A 15,653-nucleotide genomic window follows, 5' to 3' on the forward strand; every position below is an offset into this window, starting at 1 on the left:
TAATAAATTGAACGTAAAAATTAATCAATTACTAACTGATTTAAACGAGCAACTAAATTTCACCGATTTAGAAATCGACGATCCTATAAAGCGATGCGAAAATGCTATTGATATAATTCTAAAATCAATGCAAAAATTAAAATTATTATTCGAAAAAGAAAAGAACAAATCACAAGATTATGAAGTAGATTTCTTTAAAAATGTCAAGCCAAAATTTACTTCTAAATTAATTTTTTACAATGCCGTTTTTAAAATTGAAACAAAGAAACCACATGGTGGAGAACGAATTATCAAAAAATACCTTAATAACGAACTAGATAAACTTAAAAGATATTTTGATAGCAATTTAGACTTCTACAGATACTACAGAACAGGAAGTAGCTACTTGGATCACAAATATTTTGTGCGTGGAAAGTTTGATGTAAAATTGGCTTTAGACAGTTTTTATTTTGAAGCAGATCATACATTTTCTACCTCGCATGATTTTAAAGTAGCAAAGATTTTGGCGCACGATTTAATTCAAGTTTATCTAGAAGATAAATTATTGATTATGGAAAATAAAGACCCAAAGGAAAAATCACAAGTTCAACCGAAGGTGAAGCAAACTTGGACTGGCTCTAAAGTCGCATTAATAGAGCTTTTATATGCCTTGCATACCGAAGGTGTGTTCAACAATGGAGCATCAGACTTAAAAGATATTGCAGAATATTTAGAAGTAGTGTTTGATATTGATTTAGGGCAGTATCACAGGGCTTTTCTTGAAATCAGAGTTAGAAAATCTGACCAAACAAAATTTCTAAACTCACTTAAAGAAAAATTAGTGAAGAGAATGGAAAATACAGACGACCTACCTTAATCCCAGCAAATACAATACTTTTAATAAAAATCTATCACAACTTGTGATTGACTTGTGATTTAAAACCAATCAAAACCCACAATTTTGTACCATAACAATCTAAAACATCAGTTATGGCAATCGAAGTTATTACTCGCGAAGACTTAAACGAATTCCGAACACTCCTTCTTTCGGATTTAAACGCAATTTTTAATTCAAAACCGCAACAGCAAAAACAATGGCTCAAATCTTCTGAAGTCCGAAAGCTGTTAAACATTTCTCCAGGAACTTTACAAAACCTACGAGTAAACGGAACAATCACTTACACAAAAGTTGGAGGTATCCTTTACTACGCCAGTTCTGATTTAGAGAAAGTTCTAGAAATCAATAAGGTTGAAGCAACTCCTAATCTATTCAATCGTAAATAAAGCAAAAGATGAATTATATAAAACATCTAACAGGTTTTTTCGAGAAAGTAGCTATTGACAAAATGCTCAACCCAACACACGTAAGTTTATATATGTCGTTATTTCAATTTTGGAATTGCAATCGGTTCAAAAATCCAATCAGCATTTCTCGTGATGAAGTAATGCGAATAAGCAAAATTAGTTCAAAAGCAACCTATCACAAATGCTTAAAGAATTTACATTCATTGGGATACATCAATTACGAACCATCTTACAATCCGTTTAAAGGAAGCCACGTTTACTTGTTCAATTTTTCAGATGATTTAAAGCCAATTCCCAAAAGCGAAAAAACAACTACACCAAATAATGAACCTGTTTTTGAACTAGTTAATGAACAAGTAGTGAACAAGCTTTATACTGGTAGTGGTACAACTAATGAAACAGGTAGTGAACAAGCTCTAGTACCTTATATAAACAATACAAACATACCAAACATTTCAAACGATTTAAAGATTGTAAACTTGGACGAGCAAGAAAAAAATTTTGAAATTGAAGATGAGTTTTTAAAAAACGATGCTCTCGAAGAAAAAGAAAAAAGTTCCGCCAAAAAAGAAAAAGATGAAATTGATGATTTTGTCATACCGAGCGCAGTCGAGGTAGCTGATTTTAAAAATGCAAAGCCAACAATCGAAAATGTCAAAGCTTATTTTCTTGAACAAAACTTTCCAGATCTCGAAGCTATTAAGTTTTTCAATTACTTCTCTAGTAACGGTTGGTTAGTCGGAGGCAAAACACCAATGGTCGATTGGCAAGCCGCAGCACAAAATTGGATATTAAACGCACCTAAATTCATTTCAAATGAGCCACAATCCAACAGAGCAAAACACCTCAACACAGGAACAGATAAAGACTATTCAGAGCCACTTTAAGCTGAACTTGTTTCAGCTTCTCGGTCATTGCAAGGAAAGAATCAATCTCACTTTGCGAGCCTTTCGACCCGAGACCAAAGGTCGAATTGACGAAGTAAAATCCTTGCGGTTAAATCCTAAACTATGGAAACAGAAATAAAAACACACTATAACTACCAAGAAGTTATCCTTTGGCTTGAAAACAAGGGCATCGAACTCTACGGAAATCACTTCAAAATCCTTGAAACAGATTATCCAATAATTTACAAATTAATCGCTTATTTTCTAAAAGACGAAGCAACTTGTTTTCAATACAACATCAACCTAAACAAAGGAATTTTACTTTCTGGTCCAGTTGGTTGTGGCAAAACATCACTAATGAATTTGATGAAATACTTAACACCAACAGAACATAAATATTTTGTAAAACCGTGTAGAGACATCAGCTTTGAATTTATCCAAGATGGCTACCAAATCATCCATAAATACAGCAAAGGGAAACTATATGAATCAGAACCCAAAACAATATGCTTTGACGATTTAGGAACAGAAAATAACCTAAAATACTACGGAAACGAATGCAATGTAATGGCAGAAATTCTATTAAGTCGCTATGATATTTTCACAACTAAAAAAATTCAAACGCATATTACTACAAATCTTTCGGCAAGTGAAATCGAAACTCAATACGGAAATCGTGTCCGCAGTCGAATGAGAGAATTATGCAATTTAATAGCCTATGATAGAAGTTCAATTGACAAACGAAAATAAATTGCATAATCACGTACACCAAAAAAGCAATAGACAAAGCGTGAGTAAATGTTCAATTTAATTGCTTACGAAAAAACTATAAAAGACAAACGATGAACCAAATAACCAACTTCTGGAACCACTTCAAAGAAAGTAACTTCGTTTTTCTATTGTTGAACGAAATACCTAAAGACGAACTAAAAATACATTTCGATAAGTTAATTTATCTACTCCACCAATATAATAAAGATCTTGACCTAATCATAAAAAACAAAAAAAAAGGCGCAGAACTAATCATCACAGCAAATGGTAATCCTTATCTTTTCAAAGAAGTAGAATTACTGATACATTATGCTCCAGTTGTAGAACGTTGGAAAATTATTGCATTTCTTCAACCCGAAACCAACCTCACCAACTACCAAAATGGAACTGATAAACCTTTGGAATATTACGGTATCACTTTACGAATAAGCGAAATGTATTTCATCCCATTAGAAAACCCAAATAAACCAACCGATTTAGGTATAAAAGTGTTACTCAAAAACTATATAGTGCATAAAGACAATCCAAGACTTCGAGAAGCAGTTTACGTGCATATCGAGCATTTAATCGGAGAAAAAGCTTTTGCTAATGATATTGCATTTATTGAGATAGGGCAGTTAACTAATTGCAATGATGACTTAATCGAGTTATATAAAATGTCAAATATTATTACACCAAAAATGTAATATATTTAAATTCTGCCAAAATGTAATTTTAACTTTCAAAAGGTTAATTTGGCATAGTGAAACTGACAACAAAACTGACAATTTGTCTAAAAATCAAATATTTAAGAATAACTAGTAAACATTAACATTCTAGGAATGATTTTTGACTTTTTAACATATTATTTGTAATATATGGAAAAGGAATTTAAGATTTTATCAATAGATGGCGGAGGAATCAAAGGTTTATATTCTGCAAAAATATTAGAACAATTTGAAGAAAAATTCAATTGTTCAATCTCGGATTATTTTGATATGATTTGTGGAACCTCTACGGGAGGATTGATTGCACTTGCTCTATCATTGAAAATTCCAGCTTCGGAAATTTGCAAATTTTATGAAGAAGAAGGTCCAAAAATATTTCCAAGTTTCAATAAAGTAAAGTTCGGAAAAACTAAAATTAGTAGAGGTACATTAAAACAGGTTCTCTATGGAGGTAAATTCTCAGATAAACCTTTAAGAAGAGCATTAGAAAACATCTTCAAGGATAGTAAAATTGGAGATAGTAATAATTTATTGTGCATTCCGAGTTATACAATAACTGAAGCCAGACCTTTTGTTTTCAAATTTGACCATAAAGAAGGAAACCTCGATAGAGATAATGGTGCTTCAATGGTTGATGTTGCATTAGCGACTTCAGCAGCACCAACATATTTTCCAATGGCTGAAATAAAATATTACGATAACAAACAGTTTATTGATGGTGGAGTTTGGGGCAATAATCCAACACTCGTTGGTTTATTAGAAGCACTAGATTATTTCGTTGGCAAAAATAAAGAATTTGATAAATTGAAAATATTATCGGTAAGTAGTCTTTCATTAACAGGAGGAAAAAAGACAGGTTTAAAAAGGAATAGATCATTTTTAGATTGGAGGGACGAGTTATTTGAAACATCACTAACCGGGCAAAGTTATTTTTCGCATTATTTTATGGAAAAAATACAAAACCTTTCAGATATATCTATTGATTATGTTCGAATTCCAACTTCTGAAATATCGAGCGACCAAGAAAGTTTAATTCAACTTGATGTTGCAACAAAAAAGGCATTAGACTTAATCAAAGGAAAGGGAAAAGATATGGCAGATGTATTTAAGAAAAAACCTGAAGTCGTAGATTTCTTTAAAAATAAAAAATTATATAACACAACTAAAAAACAATAAAATGGCTGATTTAAATGAAACATTTGTTAGTTTTAATGGCAACATTAAACTTTCTGAAAAAAGAAAAAAAGAATTAAGAACATCAAGAAATGCTGTTCGAGAGGATATTCGTAAATATTTCGATGACAATAGAGACAAGCACACAGTAAAATTTAAAGGTCAAGGTTCGTTCTCAATGAATACTTCTATTCTTCCATTAAGCGGCGAATATGATGTTGATGATGGCGTTTATATTTTTGGTAAAGAAGAAGATAGACCTACACCATCACAAGCGCATGGTTGGATTTTGAAAGCTGTTGAAAATAGAACTAATCAAAATAGTATTGATAAAAATACCTGCGTTAGAGTTCAATATGCTGCTCAATATCATATTGACTTACCAATTTACTATAAAACCACAGATAATGATAACGAATATTTCTTCGATAGTTCTGATGTGCCCGAATTAGCCCACAAAGACAAAGGATGGATTCCAAGTGATCCTTATGCTTTTAGATTATGGTTTGAAGAAAAAGCAAAAGGTAAAGAACAATTAAAAAGAATAGTACGCTATTTAAAAGCTTGGACTGATAATAAACACCACTTGAATTTACCTAGTGGCATGATATTTACAATTTTGGCAGTTAACAATTATGTTTCAAAAGATAGAGACGATGAAGCTTTTTTAGAAACTTTAAAATCTATTCAATTGGCAATTGATTCTTCAAAAAACTTTTGGGCAAGATATGAATGTTTCAGACCGACTGTTGATACTACTGAAAATTTGTTGGTTAAATATTCATCTGAAACTAAAAAGAAAAACTTTCTTGACGCTTTAGACAGTTTAATTACTTCTGGTAATCAAGCCATAGAAGCAAAAAGCAAAAAAGATGCTTGTGCCAAGTGGCAAAAGCATCTAGGAGATAGATTTCCGTGTTCAAACATCGAGGAAAAAGATGAAGATGTGGCAAAAGCATTTTCTTCACCGGACCAATTACGATACGATAACAAGTCTGCTTAATGATTGATTACGAATTACTTTTAAAAGAATTTGGAAAAATAGAAAACTGTAAAAATTTAGAAAGTGAAGAATTAAAAACGCTCGACTATAAATTTTATAAAGACAGTATTGTTTGGGAAATTCAAACAGAATTGACATTTAATAATAAAAATATTGATGTTGTTTTCTATTTGAGTTTTCCAAACGATTTTCCTTTTGTAACACCTAAAATTTTTATCAATAAGGAAAGTTACCATGATTTAAAATATATTCCTCACATTAATGAAGATTTAAGCATTTGTATTTTTGATGAAGGGCTCAATTTAATTTTGCCTAAAAATGATTTTGTTGGTTTTATTGAATTAATGGTTTCTAAAGCAAAAAAAATAATTCGCGATGCCGAAGATGTTCACTATAAGAAAAACGAATTTAAAAGAGAATTTAAGGCATACTGGGAATTAAATTATTCTAAAAGTGATATTATATCAAATTTAGGTTTTCACTCTATAAATGAGAATAGTGGCGAAGAAATAAAAGGCATAAAATTCACAAATAGTTACTTGTCAAATTATGAGTATTTCATAGGTAATAATGATGCCGATTTTAAGAAAATTAAAGAGTATGCAAAAGAACACAATTGTAATTTCAAAGAAGTTGGCATTTTGCTTATTGAAAATGAATTCATTGAACCACCTTTTGAATTAACTTTTGCAGACACATTAGCTATTTTAAAGAAAAACAATAACAACTACAATAAATTCAAAGAATTATGCAGAAATAATGATTTTGATTGTGTTTTAGTAATTTTTATAAACAGCAATAATTCTTCTGATGAATATTATGGTTGGACATATCAGAATGCAGAAATATTATCAAGAAAAAAAGGAGGCAGTAGAAATATTTCTTCAAAAATAGATCATTTATCAAATCGTATTAATGAAAAAAAATCTGCCACAAGATTAACATTTGATAATATCAGCATAAATAGATTACAATTAAGAACAACTGGTTATACCGAAAAGCAAAAAAGTGTTGCAATTAGCGGTTTAGGTAGTGTAGGTTCAAATCTTGTGTTTTTTCTAAAAAACTTACCAATCAACAGATTTAATTTAATTGACAAGGAAGCTTTATCTTCTGAGAACATCAAGAGACATTTATCCGGATTTTCACTTTTAAAAAACAATAAAGTTGATGCCGTAAAAAATGACTTAAAGAACACTAATCCTTTAATTGAAGTAGAAACAAAAATAAAATCGGTAACTACAATTATCCAAACAGAAGTTGATTTCATAAATGATTGTGATTTTCATATTGTAGCAATTGGAAAAACAATGATTGAAGAGTTTATACTCAATCAAGTAATTGAAGGAAAATTAATAAAACCAACATTCATTTTTTGGGTTGAACCTTTTTTAGCGAGTGGTCAAATGTTATTTATAATGCCTAATGATGCTGAAAAAGCTTTAACGTTTATTAAAAAAGAAAATTATGATTATAGTGTTTTGTCGAATTCAGAAAATCAACAAGACAAAACATATTTGATTGAAGGAAGTTGTCAAACAGGGTTTTTTCCATATTCGGCTTCATATTTAATTCAATTCCTTTCATCTATTTTTCCATATTTAAAAGAACATATTACTAATAATGACAATGTTTCAAGGGTTTACTCTTGGATTGGAGATAAAGAACTATTAAGTAGTAAAGGATTAGTAATTACAGATTTTGGATCAAATAACAGCTCATTCCAACTAATAAGAAATAATTTATGAAAGAATTTGAGTTAGGAGATTTGTCAATCAAAATATCCGATGAAGTATTAGAAAAAATGAAGTCTTTTATTCAAAATGAAAATCATAAACCAGAAGCTGGTGGCATATTAATTGGACATTATTTAGAAGATAAAAATTATTCAATTACCGATGTTTCTTTACCTAGTGAGCTCGACAAATCGAGTAGATTTAATTTTACTAGATCTAAAAGAAATGCTCAAAAAATAATTAATGAAATTTTTAAAGATAGTAAGGGAAAGAAAATATATTTGGGCGAATGGCATACACATCCCGAAGATTATCCTACTCCTTCTAGTCTTGATAAAAAATCCATATTAGAACAAATTAGAGGCAATATTCTCAATTCTGAAATAATCTTCATGCTGATAATAGGTAGAAAAGGGCTTTATATTTCATATGTTGAGAAAACAGGAATTAAGACTGAAAAAAATATTAAATTTGAAGAATTTTAAACAATTTGATTTTGAATTTTAAATACTACAACACAAATAAATTAATAATATTTATACTAGTACTATCTGTATTTTATAATTATGTTTCAAAATATATTGAAAGTATAATTATTAAACATAAAATACTAAATGAAGCATACAGCTATTTTGGTGTTTTTTCTACAATAGCACTAATAACATCAACTATAATTTTTATTGATTTAATAGGATGGAGATTTAAAATCTTTAGTTGGCTTATTAATATTCCAAATTTAAACGGCAGATATACCGGAGAAGTAGTATCTAGTTATCAGAGTTCAGGTGTTCCAGTTAAAAAAGTATGTGTTATGGAGATTAAGCAAACAGCTTCAAAACTTCATATATTCACTTATTTTGCTGATATAAATACAAATTTAAATACCTCAAGTTCATTTAGTGTTATTGAGCAAATCATACCCGAAGAAAATAACACCTTTAGTATCTTTTATATATTTTCTAATGAAACAGCACCATTATTCAATCTTAACAATCATGTTGGCACGGCCAAATTAAAATATTATAAAGATATTTTGACATTAGAGGGAGAATATTACAACCAAAGAAATAACAATGGGACAATCAAGATACAGTTTTCTCAAAAAAAGTTGTTAGGCAGATTAGTTTAAATCGTCATGATAAAAAAAATAATAAACCTTTGTAATGATATAAATAAACTTAAAAGTAAAAACTTTGAAGGTATTGGTTTGGTAATATATTCAGATATTAACGAGTTACCAATCGCATCGATGAATACAGAAAAAACAACTTATGATTTACCAATAAGTAGCTATGATGATATTTTAAAAACATTGATAGAAATTTCTTCATCAAATAGTAAATTTCAGGATGGTTTTCATTTATTATCAAAAGAATTTAAACTAACACACATTTCTCAATATTTTTCAACACCCATAATTAAAAATTTAATCGTCACTAATATTTTTGGCAGCAGATATAGAACAGCATTATATGGCTCATGTATACCGAATGTATTATTCACAGCAGTAATAAGTAAAAACTACGGATTGATTATTTTTGAAAATGGAAAAGAAATCTATAAAAAAGAGTTGAATTAAGATGCTAAATCCAACACAAATAAAATCAATAGTAAGCTCTGGAGAAGGATTTAATACCGAATTCAAAGAAAGAGTGCCAACTAATCTAAAAGGAATTACAGAAGAAGTATGCGCTTTTGCAAATGCTTCTGGAGGGGTTTTATTAATTGGTGTAGATGATAAAAATGCAATTCAAGGTGTTGCTATCGATAATTCCAAACGTTCAGCAATACAAAACTCCATAGGAGAAATTTCGCCACCATTACAATGTGATTTTTATATTGTTGAGGTTGATGGTAAAAATGTTGCAGTTATAGAAGTGCCTTCTGGTCAAAACAAACCTTATGTTTTATCGGGTGCAATTTATGTTCGTCAAGGTCCAAATTCTCAAAAACTAACTACCGTTGAAGAAATGAGGAACTTCTTTCAGCAAACCGATAGAATTTTCTTTGACGATGTTTCCTGTATAGAAGCAAATATAGAAAATGACATTTCAAAAGAAAGTATTAAAACGTTCCGTTTTGAAGCTGAATTAGTCAATGCAACATCTGACGAACAATTATTTTCCAACTTAAAATTAATTTCAAATGATGGCTATTTAAAAAACGGTACTATTTTGTTTTTCGGAAAAGAACCGGAAGTTTTCTTTGAAAAAGCAGTTATTCGTTGTTTGGTCTTTGATGGCATCGACAAAAGATATATTGTAGATGACAAAGTGATGACAGGAACATTATACCAGCAATATCAAAAAAGTATGATTTGGCTAAAATCAAAACTAAACGTAAGGTATGATATTGAAGGCGAAGGAGCCAATCCAAGAAATGAATATTGGGAAATTCCAATAATTGCGTTCAAAGAAGCTATTATTAATTCACTAGCGCATCGTGATTATTATGATAAAGGAGCACGAACAACTATTGAAGTTTTTGATGATCGTGTAGAAATATCAAATCCTGGTGGTTTAGTTAGTGCAGTTCCAAGAAATGAATTTGGTAAAAGAAGTGCAAGTAGAAATCCTTTAATCTTTAGTTTATTTGAAAGAATGAGATTAGTAGAACAAATAGGTTCAGGTATTGCAAGAATGCGAGATGTAATGAAAGAAGAAGGATTAACACCACCTGAATTTAATATTGATGGAATGTTTACAGTTACACTTAGAAGACCTTTTGATTTTGAAAAGTGGGTAGAAAAGTGGGTAGAAAAACTAACAGATAATAGAGTTAAAATTCTTAGAGAAGTACATAATAATCCAAAAGTAACTAAGAAAGAATTAGAACAAGTAGTAAGTATAAGTGCTTCTGCTATAGATAATAACATAGATGTTCTTAAAGATTTAGGACTACTTACTAGAGAAGGAAGTGATAAAGGTGGAAATTGGAAAATTAATTACTAATTACAATAGGTGGGTAGAAAAGGTGGGTAGAAAAACAACCTCAAATTTTAATTCATTATCTCATTCATCTGCACAAAAATCGCTCCTAGTCCAAGTATTCCTAGCATCCATTTTTGTTTGTTTCATTTCGCTAATTTCATTTCTAAATAACAGAATGTTCTTTTTTGTTTAGTGGTAAAAGGGAAGTTTTATATTTCTGTTGCCACTCCTTTGCCAACGCTCCAAAAAAATTACTGGCACAGTTTTTATCAAAAACACGTACGCTTCGCAACTTGCGCCAGTAATTTTTTCTCCAAAGCTTCTTTACATAATGTGGCATTATAGTGCATAAAGAACTATCCTGCTACTAATCAAAATCTCGGATGCACTATAATAACATTATGTAAAAAAGCCGCCACACCCAACGCTCATGCCAGTGGCTCCAGGACAACTTTTTTCCATGCTTCCTCGCACCAGCCTGCATAGAAAAAAACCGTCCTTCGCCACTGGCTGCAACAACGTTCTTCATTTCATAGGAATATTATCGGTTACCATCGCTTTTATGAACGTTCACGGTAACTGTTTTTATCAGCTTTGTGTTTAAATAGGAAGTATTTGCATTGCTTTTGCAAGTAATAAAATGGCTTTATTTTAGTTAATTTTCCGATGGTAAAAAGCCATTTTATTACCCACAAAACCAAAATATCCAGTAAGAGTATCATTTTTTATTTGCCAGAAAATAATAAGTAATTGCTCCAGCGAAAAGCTAATGCCTTGCCGTTTTTTAAGATAATCTGCTGTATACTGAACACTGCGACTGCCAACTGAATTTTAGGCATCAGCTTTTCCACTAGAGCAATCAGAAACATCCCAATAAGCAAATAAAAAATGATACCCTTACTCACGCTACTGCCACATCCCACTCGGTAGTATAATGCATTGTTTTTTGAAGATGCTTCCCATTTTCTGTACAACATCCTATTAAATTGAAAACTTCCATTTCATAGGACGATTAAGCATCCTCAAAAATCAAATCCAAGAAAGAGTATCAAATTCTTTGGCTGGATGAATAGCTTTTTATTTTTTGATTTCGTTTATTCATCCATCCAAAGAATTTGATACCCTTTCCGAAGACGACCATCTTTCAAATCAACTCTCATTACTTCAGATAAAATCCGATTAAACAAAAACATTTGATTTGAATATTCAAAATAAAAAATAAAAAAAAAGAGAGCAAAGATAAGTTTCAGGTATTCAAAAAAGCAAGTTCAAGCCCTTTGGGTTTCAGAAAAAATCTCCACCCAAACGGTTTCAAAAGACATTTTACTTCTGATTAGACGCTGCCGATTTCAATCACGTATCGGGTAGTATTTTTTCTGAAAAACTTGCTTTTTTGAAACCTTCCACTTGGACGAATGGCTTTCTTTTTTTCTTTTTTTCTTTTGAAATGAATATTCTTCGCTTCCAATTAAAAAATAACATTTGGCGAAAAAAATTTTTATGGGCGGAGCATAGCGAGGCACATCTGCATTCATTAGAAACTCAACAGGAAATTAGAAGAAAACCTAATTTTTAAATCCGAAGCCATGATGAATTTTATCATTAAAACCCACAAGAAGAATATCATTTACAGCAAACCGCACTTTTTTGTTTTAAACAAAGGGATGAACAGCGGAAAGCCTCAAAATGAGCCATTCACAAACAGTTTCGTAATCATATTTGATAATGAAACTGATTGCGAAAATATTTTTTGGATTGCTTATAGCTTGTGGAAATCTAAATTTTGGCACCAGCATTTAGTTGGTTCTGTGATTTCTTTTTTGCGTCTTCCTGATTTTAAAAAAGAGTTTTTCCCAAAATCAAAACTCTTGATGGATGAACACGAAGCACATTTGAAGCATGTTGAAGCTTTAAAACTTCTTGAACTAAAAGAAAAACAATTTCACGAAAACATCAATTTAATCAACGATATGCGTAGAGTTATTGTGCATCGCTATTGTAACAAATAATTTATTTATAATCCTTAAAATCAATTCTATGAGTATATTTCTTTTATTTCAAACCGATAGTTGGAAGTCAAAAGCATCAAGAGTTTTCTTTGGAGCTTTTGATAGTAGAGCAAAAGCATTAGATTATGCAAAATACAACGATTTGTATTGGTATAATTCAGAAGTTGTAGTGGTTGAGGTGATACTCAATCAATTTGGAGAAGTTTAATATTGAAAATGCCTAGTTTTTTGCTAGGCACTTTATTTTTTATACATTCATAAAAATTAAATCGCTTTTTAAATTTAATTTCCAAGTAAACCAAGATGTTTGAAACCAACTTCCTTTTTTTTCTTTGATGAAATTAAATCGTTTACTTGGTATCAAAACCTGGACTTTGTGCTGCTGGAACATTTCGCTTCGCTTTTTGCCTTCCAGAGTTGTTATAGGGAGCAACATCATAAAAGGTTTGTCCAATTCAAATGCTCTTTTCAAGAATTGATCTTTCAATGAATAAGGCGGATTGGTTATAATCAAATCATACTGATGAGGTTCATATTCAAAAAAATCTAAATCATCTTTCAGATGGGATTTTATAACTTTAAAACCATTCGCTTCTAAAACATTAACAATTTCACTATTCTCAATTGCGGTGCATTCCCATATTATTTTGACAGTATTAGGAATATAAGGAAGAATGCACTCTATAGCTTCTTTTGGTGTGTATAATTCGTCAAAAGCACCTCTTTTGATATAATCTATTTTGTTTTGTATCATAACGGTTATTATTAAATATAAAAGCCCATTCCGTTAGGTTTGGGCTTTCAATTTGTTTAACCCAAAGGTCACCACAACTAGGGCTAAACTTATTTTTTGTGCTTCTTATTTAGGCTTTTAAGCAGTAGCGAAATCGTATAACTGACAACAGCTCCAACAGTAGCCAAAACAACTGTTTTTGCAATATCATCAGAAGAAAGATTGGGTACAATACTTAAAAACGTACCTCCAGCAGTTCCCATCAATGTGGGATTATTGGCTGTCATCAGTTGTAGTAAGTTGGCTTACGGCAGAAATAACTCCGCCAGCAACTGCAACATAACCACCAATAGAAACTACTGCTACAGGTAACGCTACAGGCGCGGCCAAAATAGTTCCACCAACGGCAGCTAATGCCAAACCAATAGTTCGAAGCACTTTGAAAAACTTTGGTATGGGAGCTTTTGCTCTCTTAATTAAGTTCATAATCTTAGTTTTTAAATTCAACAAAAATTACTGACCAATAGTTGTACTTTTTCCACCGACTTCCAAACTATCTCGATTGGTCTCTCTTTTGATAATGACATTGTCTTTTGAACCACCAATCTCTCTTGAACTGTAATTCCCTGTTGAGGTAGTGTTTCTTCCGCCAATTTCACTAGCTTCTGAAGAAGTTCTTTGAAGTGTACCACTTGAGCTTTTTCCACCACCAATACTATCGCGAGCAAAAGAAGTACATTCACCTTTAATGCCTTTGCATCCTCCAATTTCTCCGTCAGAACATAGTCCGCAAGTACATCTCGACAAACTCTCACTTGGGTTAGCTTCCTTGTGAAAATCAGTTTTTAAATTGACTTCACTTTTTGGCAAAACACCTGAATTGGATTGATCATCACAACTTACAAATCCAATTGTTGCAAATAAAACAAGCATAAACATACTAATGCTCTTAAAAATACTTTTTGTTGGAGTTGAAACTCCTAATAAATTTTTCATAATTCTTATGATTTAATAATTAATAAAACTGCTTCTGTGCTATCTAAAGCACGGTAAACCAAGTTTTTCAACTTGATAAAAGCCTTTCTCGACATCAAGCCTAAACCAGGTCCAGAAAGTTTTGTAACTGGAGCAATACAACCCTGCAATTCCTTTTGAGCATTGTTAGCAGGATGAAATAGAATAAATTTTCTATTCGGTACATCCACCAATTCTAAATGCCATTTGTATTTTGCACTGTATCGCTTTCTAATAAAATATTTCCCTTCCGGAACACAGGAAACCTTCGTTTCGTTCATCTTCCACGGCAATTCAATGGTGTTACAAATCAATTTGCCTTCGCATTCGAGTTTGCCATTCGTTCCTTCAGGGAAATAAGTTCTAGTTAACCAAATAACCATTACACACCGCTGTCAACTTTTGCAATAGACAATGGGTTAAAAGCACCATTTTTCAATGGGTACATTTGTCCATTTATCTCCTGATAGAACTCAACACCTAGAGCCAAAAATAAAGGCTTAGTTGAGTTAGCAGTAACCGCATTAACTTGGTTAATTGGAGCAGTAGCAGTTCCGTCCCAAGGCAAGATTGCCGTTTCAGAAGTAGCAACCACATACGTTTCAGCTTCAAAATCAATTTCAGCTCCACCAGAAATGATTTTGTAGTGAGTAGTTCCACTTGGAGCAGCAATCATATTCACTGGAATAAATGATGCTAAATCCACAGTAATTTCTCCAGCCACACGGTCAATAGTTGCCACGAACGGAGCAAACAGAGTGGTTCCAAGCTTACCACGAATATTGAATTCAAAACCAAATAACAGTTCAGCTTCTCCATCAATTACGTTTCGCAAACCACGTTCACTAACTGTATCTGCTTGGATAACTTTAACCATCGCTTGTGTCAAACGACTAACCATTCTACTATCCGCAGAATTTAAAAGCAATGGTCGTAAAGCCGTTCTAAGCATTTTTCCTGCCTTTCCAGCTCTACCAAACTCGGAACCATTCTCACGAGTTCTCTGAAACGCAGGGTCACTCGCAATTCTGCTCGCATCAATTCCACCTTTTTCTCTTGCCAAGTGCCCGTCCTGGGTTTTGTAAAAAGTAATATCTCCGATAGTACCTTTCAATTTAATTATGCCTTTCTGTCTAGCCATAACTTCAAAATTTTGTTAAACATTCATCTAAAATCTCCTTCATTCTTTCAATCAGTTGCAACCACATTTTGAATGATTAAAGCAAAGTTTACAAAGCATTTCACTAAAGAAAAAGTAACAAGTGTACCATATGTCCAAAATCGACACAAGTGTCTTAAATGAACATAAAAAAGCATTAAATAAGTATGAAAAATTATAACTAAATTGCAAAAGATTTTCTGCACGTCAGAAGTATAGCATAGCTATATCAAAGGTATAGATAAAG

20 protein-coding genes are annotated in these 15,653 nt (G+C 31.6%); 14 read left to right on the forward strand and 6 right to left on the reverse strand.

Annotation, left to right across the window (positions count from 1 at the left end; translation table 11 throughout):
* Positions 1–7 precede the first annotated feature (7 nt).
* The 14 genes from Q361_RS05335 to Q361_RS05410 all read left to right on the forward strand — a co-directional run bounded on the left by Q361_RS05335 (position 8) and on the right by Q361_RS05410 (position 12,708).
* On the forward strand, positions 8–856 hold the full coding sequence (locus tag Q361_RS05335) for an RteC domain-containing protein (protein WP_103725686.1): 849 nt from the start codon (positions 8–10) through the stop codon (positions 854–856).
* A 113-nt stretch (positions 857–969) separates the two neighbouring features.
* A complete protein-coding gene (locus Q361_RS05340; protein WP_103725687.1) occupies positions 970–1,263 on the forward strand; it encodes a helix-turn-helix domain-containing protein in 294 nt (97 codons plus the stop codon).
* Between the two features lie 8 nt (positions 1,264–1,271).
* A complete protein-coding gene (locus Q361_RS05345) occupies positions 1,272–2,171 on the forward strand; it encodes a transcriptional regulator (protein ID WP_103725688.1) in 900 nt (299 codons plus the stop codon).
* A gap of 123 nt (positions 2,172–2,294) precedes the next feature.
* Positions 2,295–2,921, forward strand: a complete 627-nt coding sequence (locus Q361_RS05350; RefSeq protein WP_103725689.1) for a P-loop NTPase family protein — start codon at positions 2,295–2,297, stop codon at positions 2,919–2,921.
* 92 nt (positions 2,922–3,013) lie between these two features.
* Positions 3,014–3,628, forward strand: coding sequence for a hypothetical protein (locus Q361_RS05355; RefSeq protein WP_169929270.1), 615 nt, complete (start codon positions 3,014–3,016; stop codon positions 3,626–3,628).
* 171 nt (positions 3,629–3,799) lie between these two features.
* On the forward strand, positions 3,800–4,825 hold the full coding sequence (locus Q361_RS05360; protein ID WP_103725690.1) for a CBASS cGAMP-activated phospholipase: 1,026 nt from the start codon (positions 3,800–3,802) through the stop codon (positions 4,823–4,825).
* Between the two features lies 1 nt (position 4,826).
* On the forward strand, positions 4,827–5,825 hold the full coding sequence (locus Q361_RS05365) for a CBASS cGAMP synthase (RefSeq protein WP_103725691.1): 999 nt from the start codon (positions 4,827–4,829) through the stop codon (positions 5,823–5,825).
* Complete coding sequence (locus Q361_RS05370) at positions 5,825–7,573, forward strand: E2/UBC family protein (RefSeq protein ID WP_103725692.1); 1,749 nt, start codon at positions 5,825–5,827, stop codon at positions 7,571–7,573. The genes Q361_RS05365 and Q361_RS05370 overlap by 1 nt, the downstream gene beginning before the upstream one ends.
* On the forward strand, positions 7,570–8,046 hold the full coding sequence (locus tag Q361_RS05375; RefSeq protein WP_103725693.1) for a Mov34/MPN/PAD-1 family protein: 477 nt from the start codon (positions 7,570–7,572) through the stop codon (positions 8,044–8,046). Before Q361_RS05370 ends, Q361_RS05375 begins: the two co-directional genes overlap by 4 nt.
* Positions 8,047–8,057: 11 nt before the next feature.
* Positions 8,058–8,690 carry a Cap15 family cyclic dinucleotide receptor domain-containing protein gene (locus Q361_RS05380; RefSeq protein ID WP_103725694.1) on the forward strand — a complete coding sequence of 211 codons (633 nt, stop codon included), beginning with the start codon at positions 8,058–8,060 and terminating at the stop codon, positions 8,688–8,690.
* A 6-nt stretch (positions 8,691–8,696) separates the two neighbouring features.
* A complete protein-coding gene (locus tag Q361_RS05385; protein ID WP_103725695.1) occupies positions 8,697–9,140 on the forward strand; it encodes a hypothetical protein in 444 nt (147 codons plus the stop codon).
* Position 9,141: 1 nt separating this feature from the next.
* Complete coding sequence (locus Q361_RS05390) at positions 9,142–10,512, forward strand: RNA-binding domain-containing protein (protein ID WP_103725696.1); 1,371 nt, start codon at positions 9,142–9,144, stop codon at positions 10,510–10,512.
* 1,565 nt (positions 10,513–12,077) lie between these two features.
* A complete protein-coding gene (locus tag Q361_RS05405) occupies positions 12,078–12,500 on the forward strand; it encodes a DUF6943 family protein (RefSeq protein ID WP_103725699.1) in 423 nt (140 codons plus the stop codon).
* Positions 12,501–12,528: 28 nt separating this feature from the next.
* Positions 12,529–12,708 (forward strand): hypothetical protein, encoded by a 180-nt coding sequence (locus Q361_RS05410; protein WP_103725700.1) that lies wholly within the window; start codon positions 12,529–12,531, stop codon positions 12,706–12,708.
* A 39-nt stretch (positions 12,709–12,747) separates the two neighbouring features.
* Here Q361_RS05410 and Q361_RS05415 read toward each other — a convergent pair whose 3' ends face one another.
* The 6 genes from Q361_RS05415 to Q361_RS05435 form a co-directional block, all read right to left on the reverse strand.
* Positions 12,748–13,254, reverse strand: coding sequence for a tRNA (adenine-N(6)-)-methyltransferase (locus Q361_RS05415; protein WP_103725701.1), 507 nt, complete (start codon positions 13,252–13,254; stop codon positions 12,748–12,750).
* 89 nt (positions 13,255–13,343) lie between these two features.
* Complete coding sequence (locus Q361_RS13720; protein WP_169929272.1) at positions 13,344–13,520, reverse strand: hypothetical protein; 177 nt, start codon at positions 13,518–13,520, stop codon at positions 13,344–13,346.
* Positions 13,507–13,719 carry a hypothetical protein gene (locus Q361_RS05420; RefSeq protein ID WP_103725702.1) on the reverse strand — a complete coding sequence of 71 codons (213 nt, stop codon included), beginning with the start codon at positions 13,717–13,719 and terminating at the stop codon, positions 13,507–13,509. The genes Q361_RS13720 and Q361_RS05420 overlap by 14 nt, the downstream gene beginning before the upstream one ends.
* A gap of 27 nt (positions 13,720–13,746) precedes the next feature.
* The gene (locus Q361_RS05425; protein WP_103725703.1) at positions 13,747–14,229 is read right to left on the reverse strand and encodes a hypothetical protein; all 483 of its coding nucleotides are present in this window, start codon (positions 14,227–14,229) and stop codon (positions 13,747–13,749) included.
* A 5-nt stretch (positions 14,230–14,234) separates the two neighbouring features.
* On the reverse strand, positions 14,235–14,630 hold the full coding sequence (locus tag Q361_RS05430) for a DUF5675 family protein (protein WP_103725704.1): 396 nt from the start codon (positions 14,628–14,630) through the stop codon (positions 14,235–14,237).
* Complete coding sequence (locus tag Q361_RS05435) at positions 14,630–15,388, reverse strand: hypothetical protein (RefSeq protein WP_103725705.1); 759 nt, start codon at positions 15,386–15,388, stop codon at positions 14,630–14,632. Before Q361_RS05435 ends, Q361_RS05430 begins: the two co-directional genes overlap by 1 nt.
* Between the last annotated feature and the right edge of the window lie 265 nt (positions 15,389–15,653).

This window comes from Flavobacterium croceum DSM 17960 (assembly GCF_002917885.1).
Taxonomy (GTDB): Bacteria; Bacteroidota; Bacteroidia; order Flavobacteriales; family Flavobacteriaceae; genus Flavobacterium; species Flavobacterium croceum.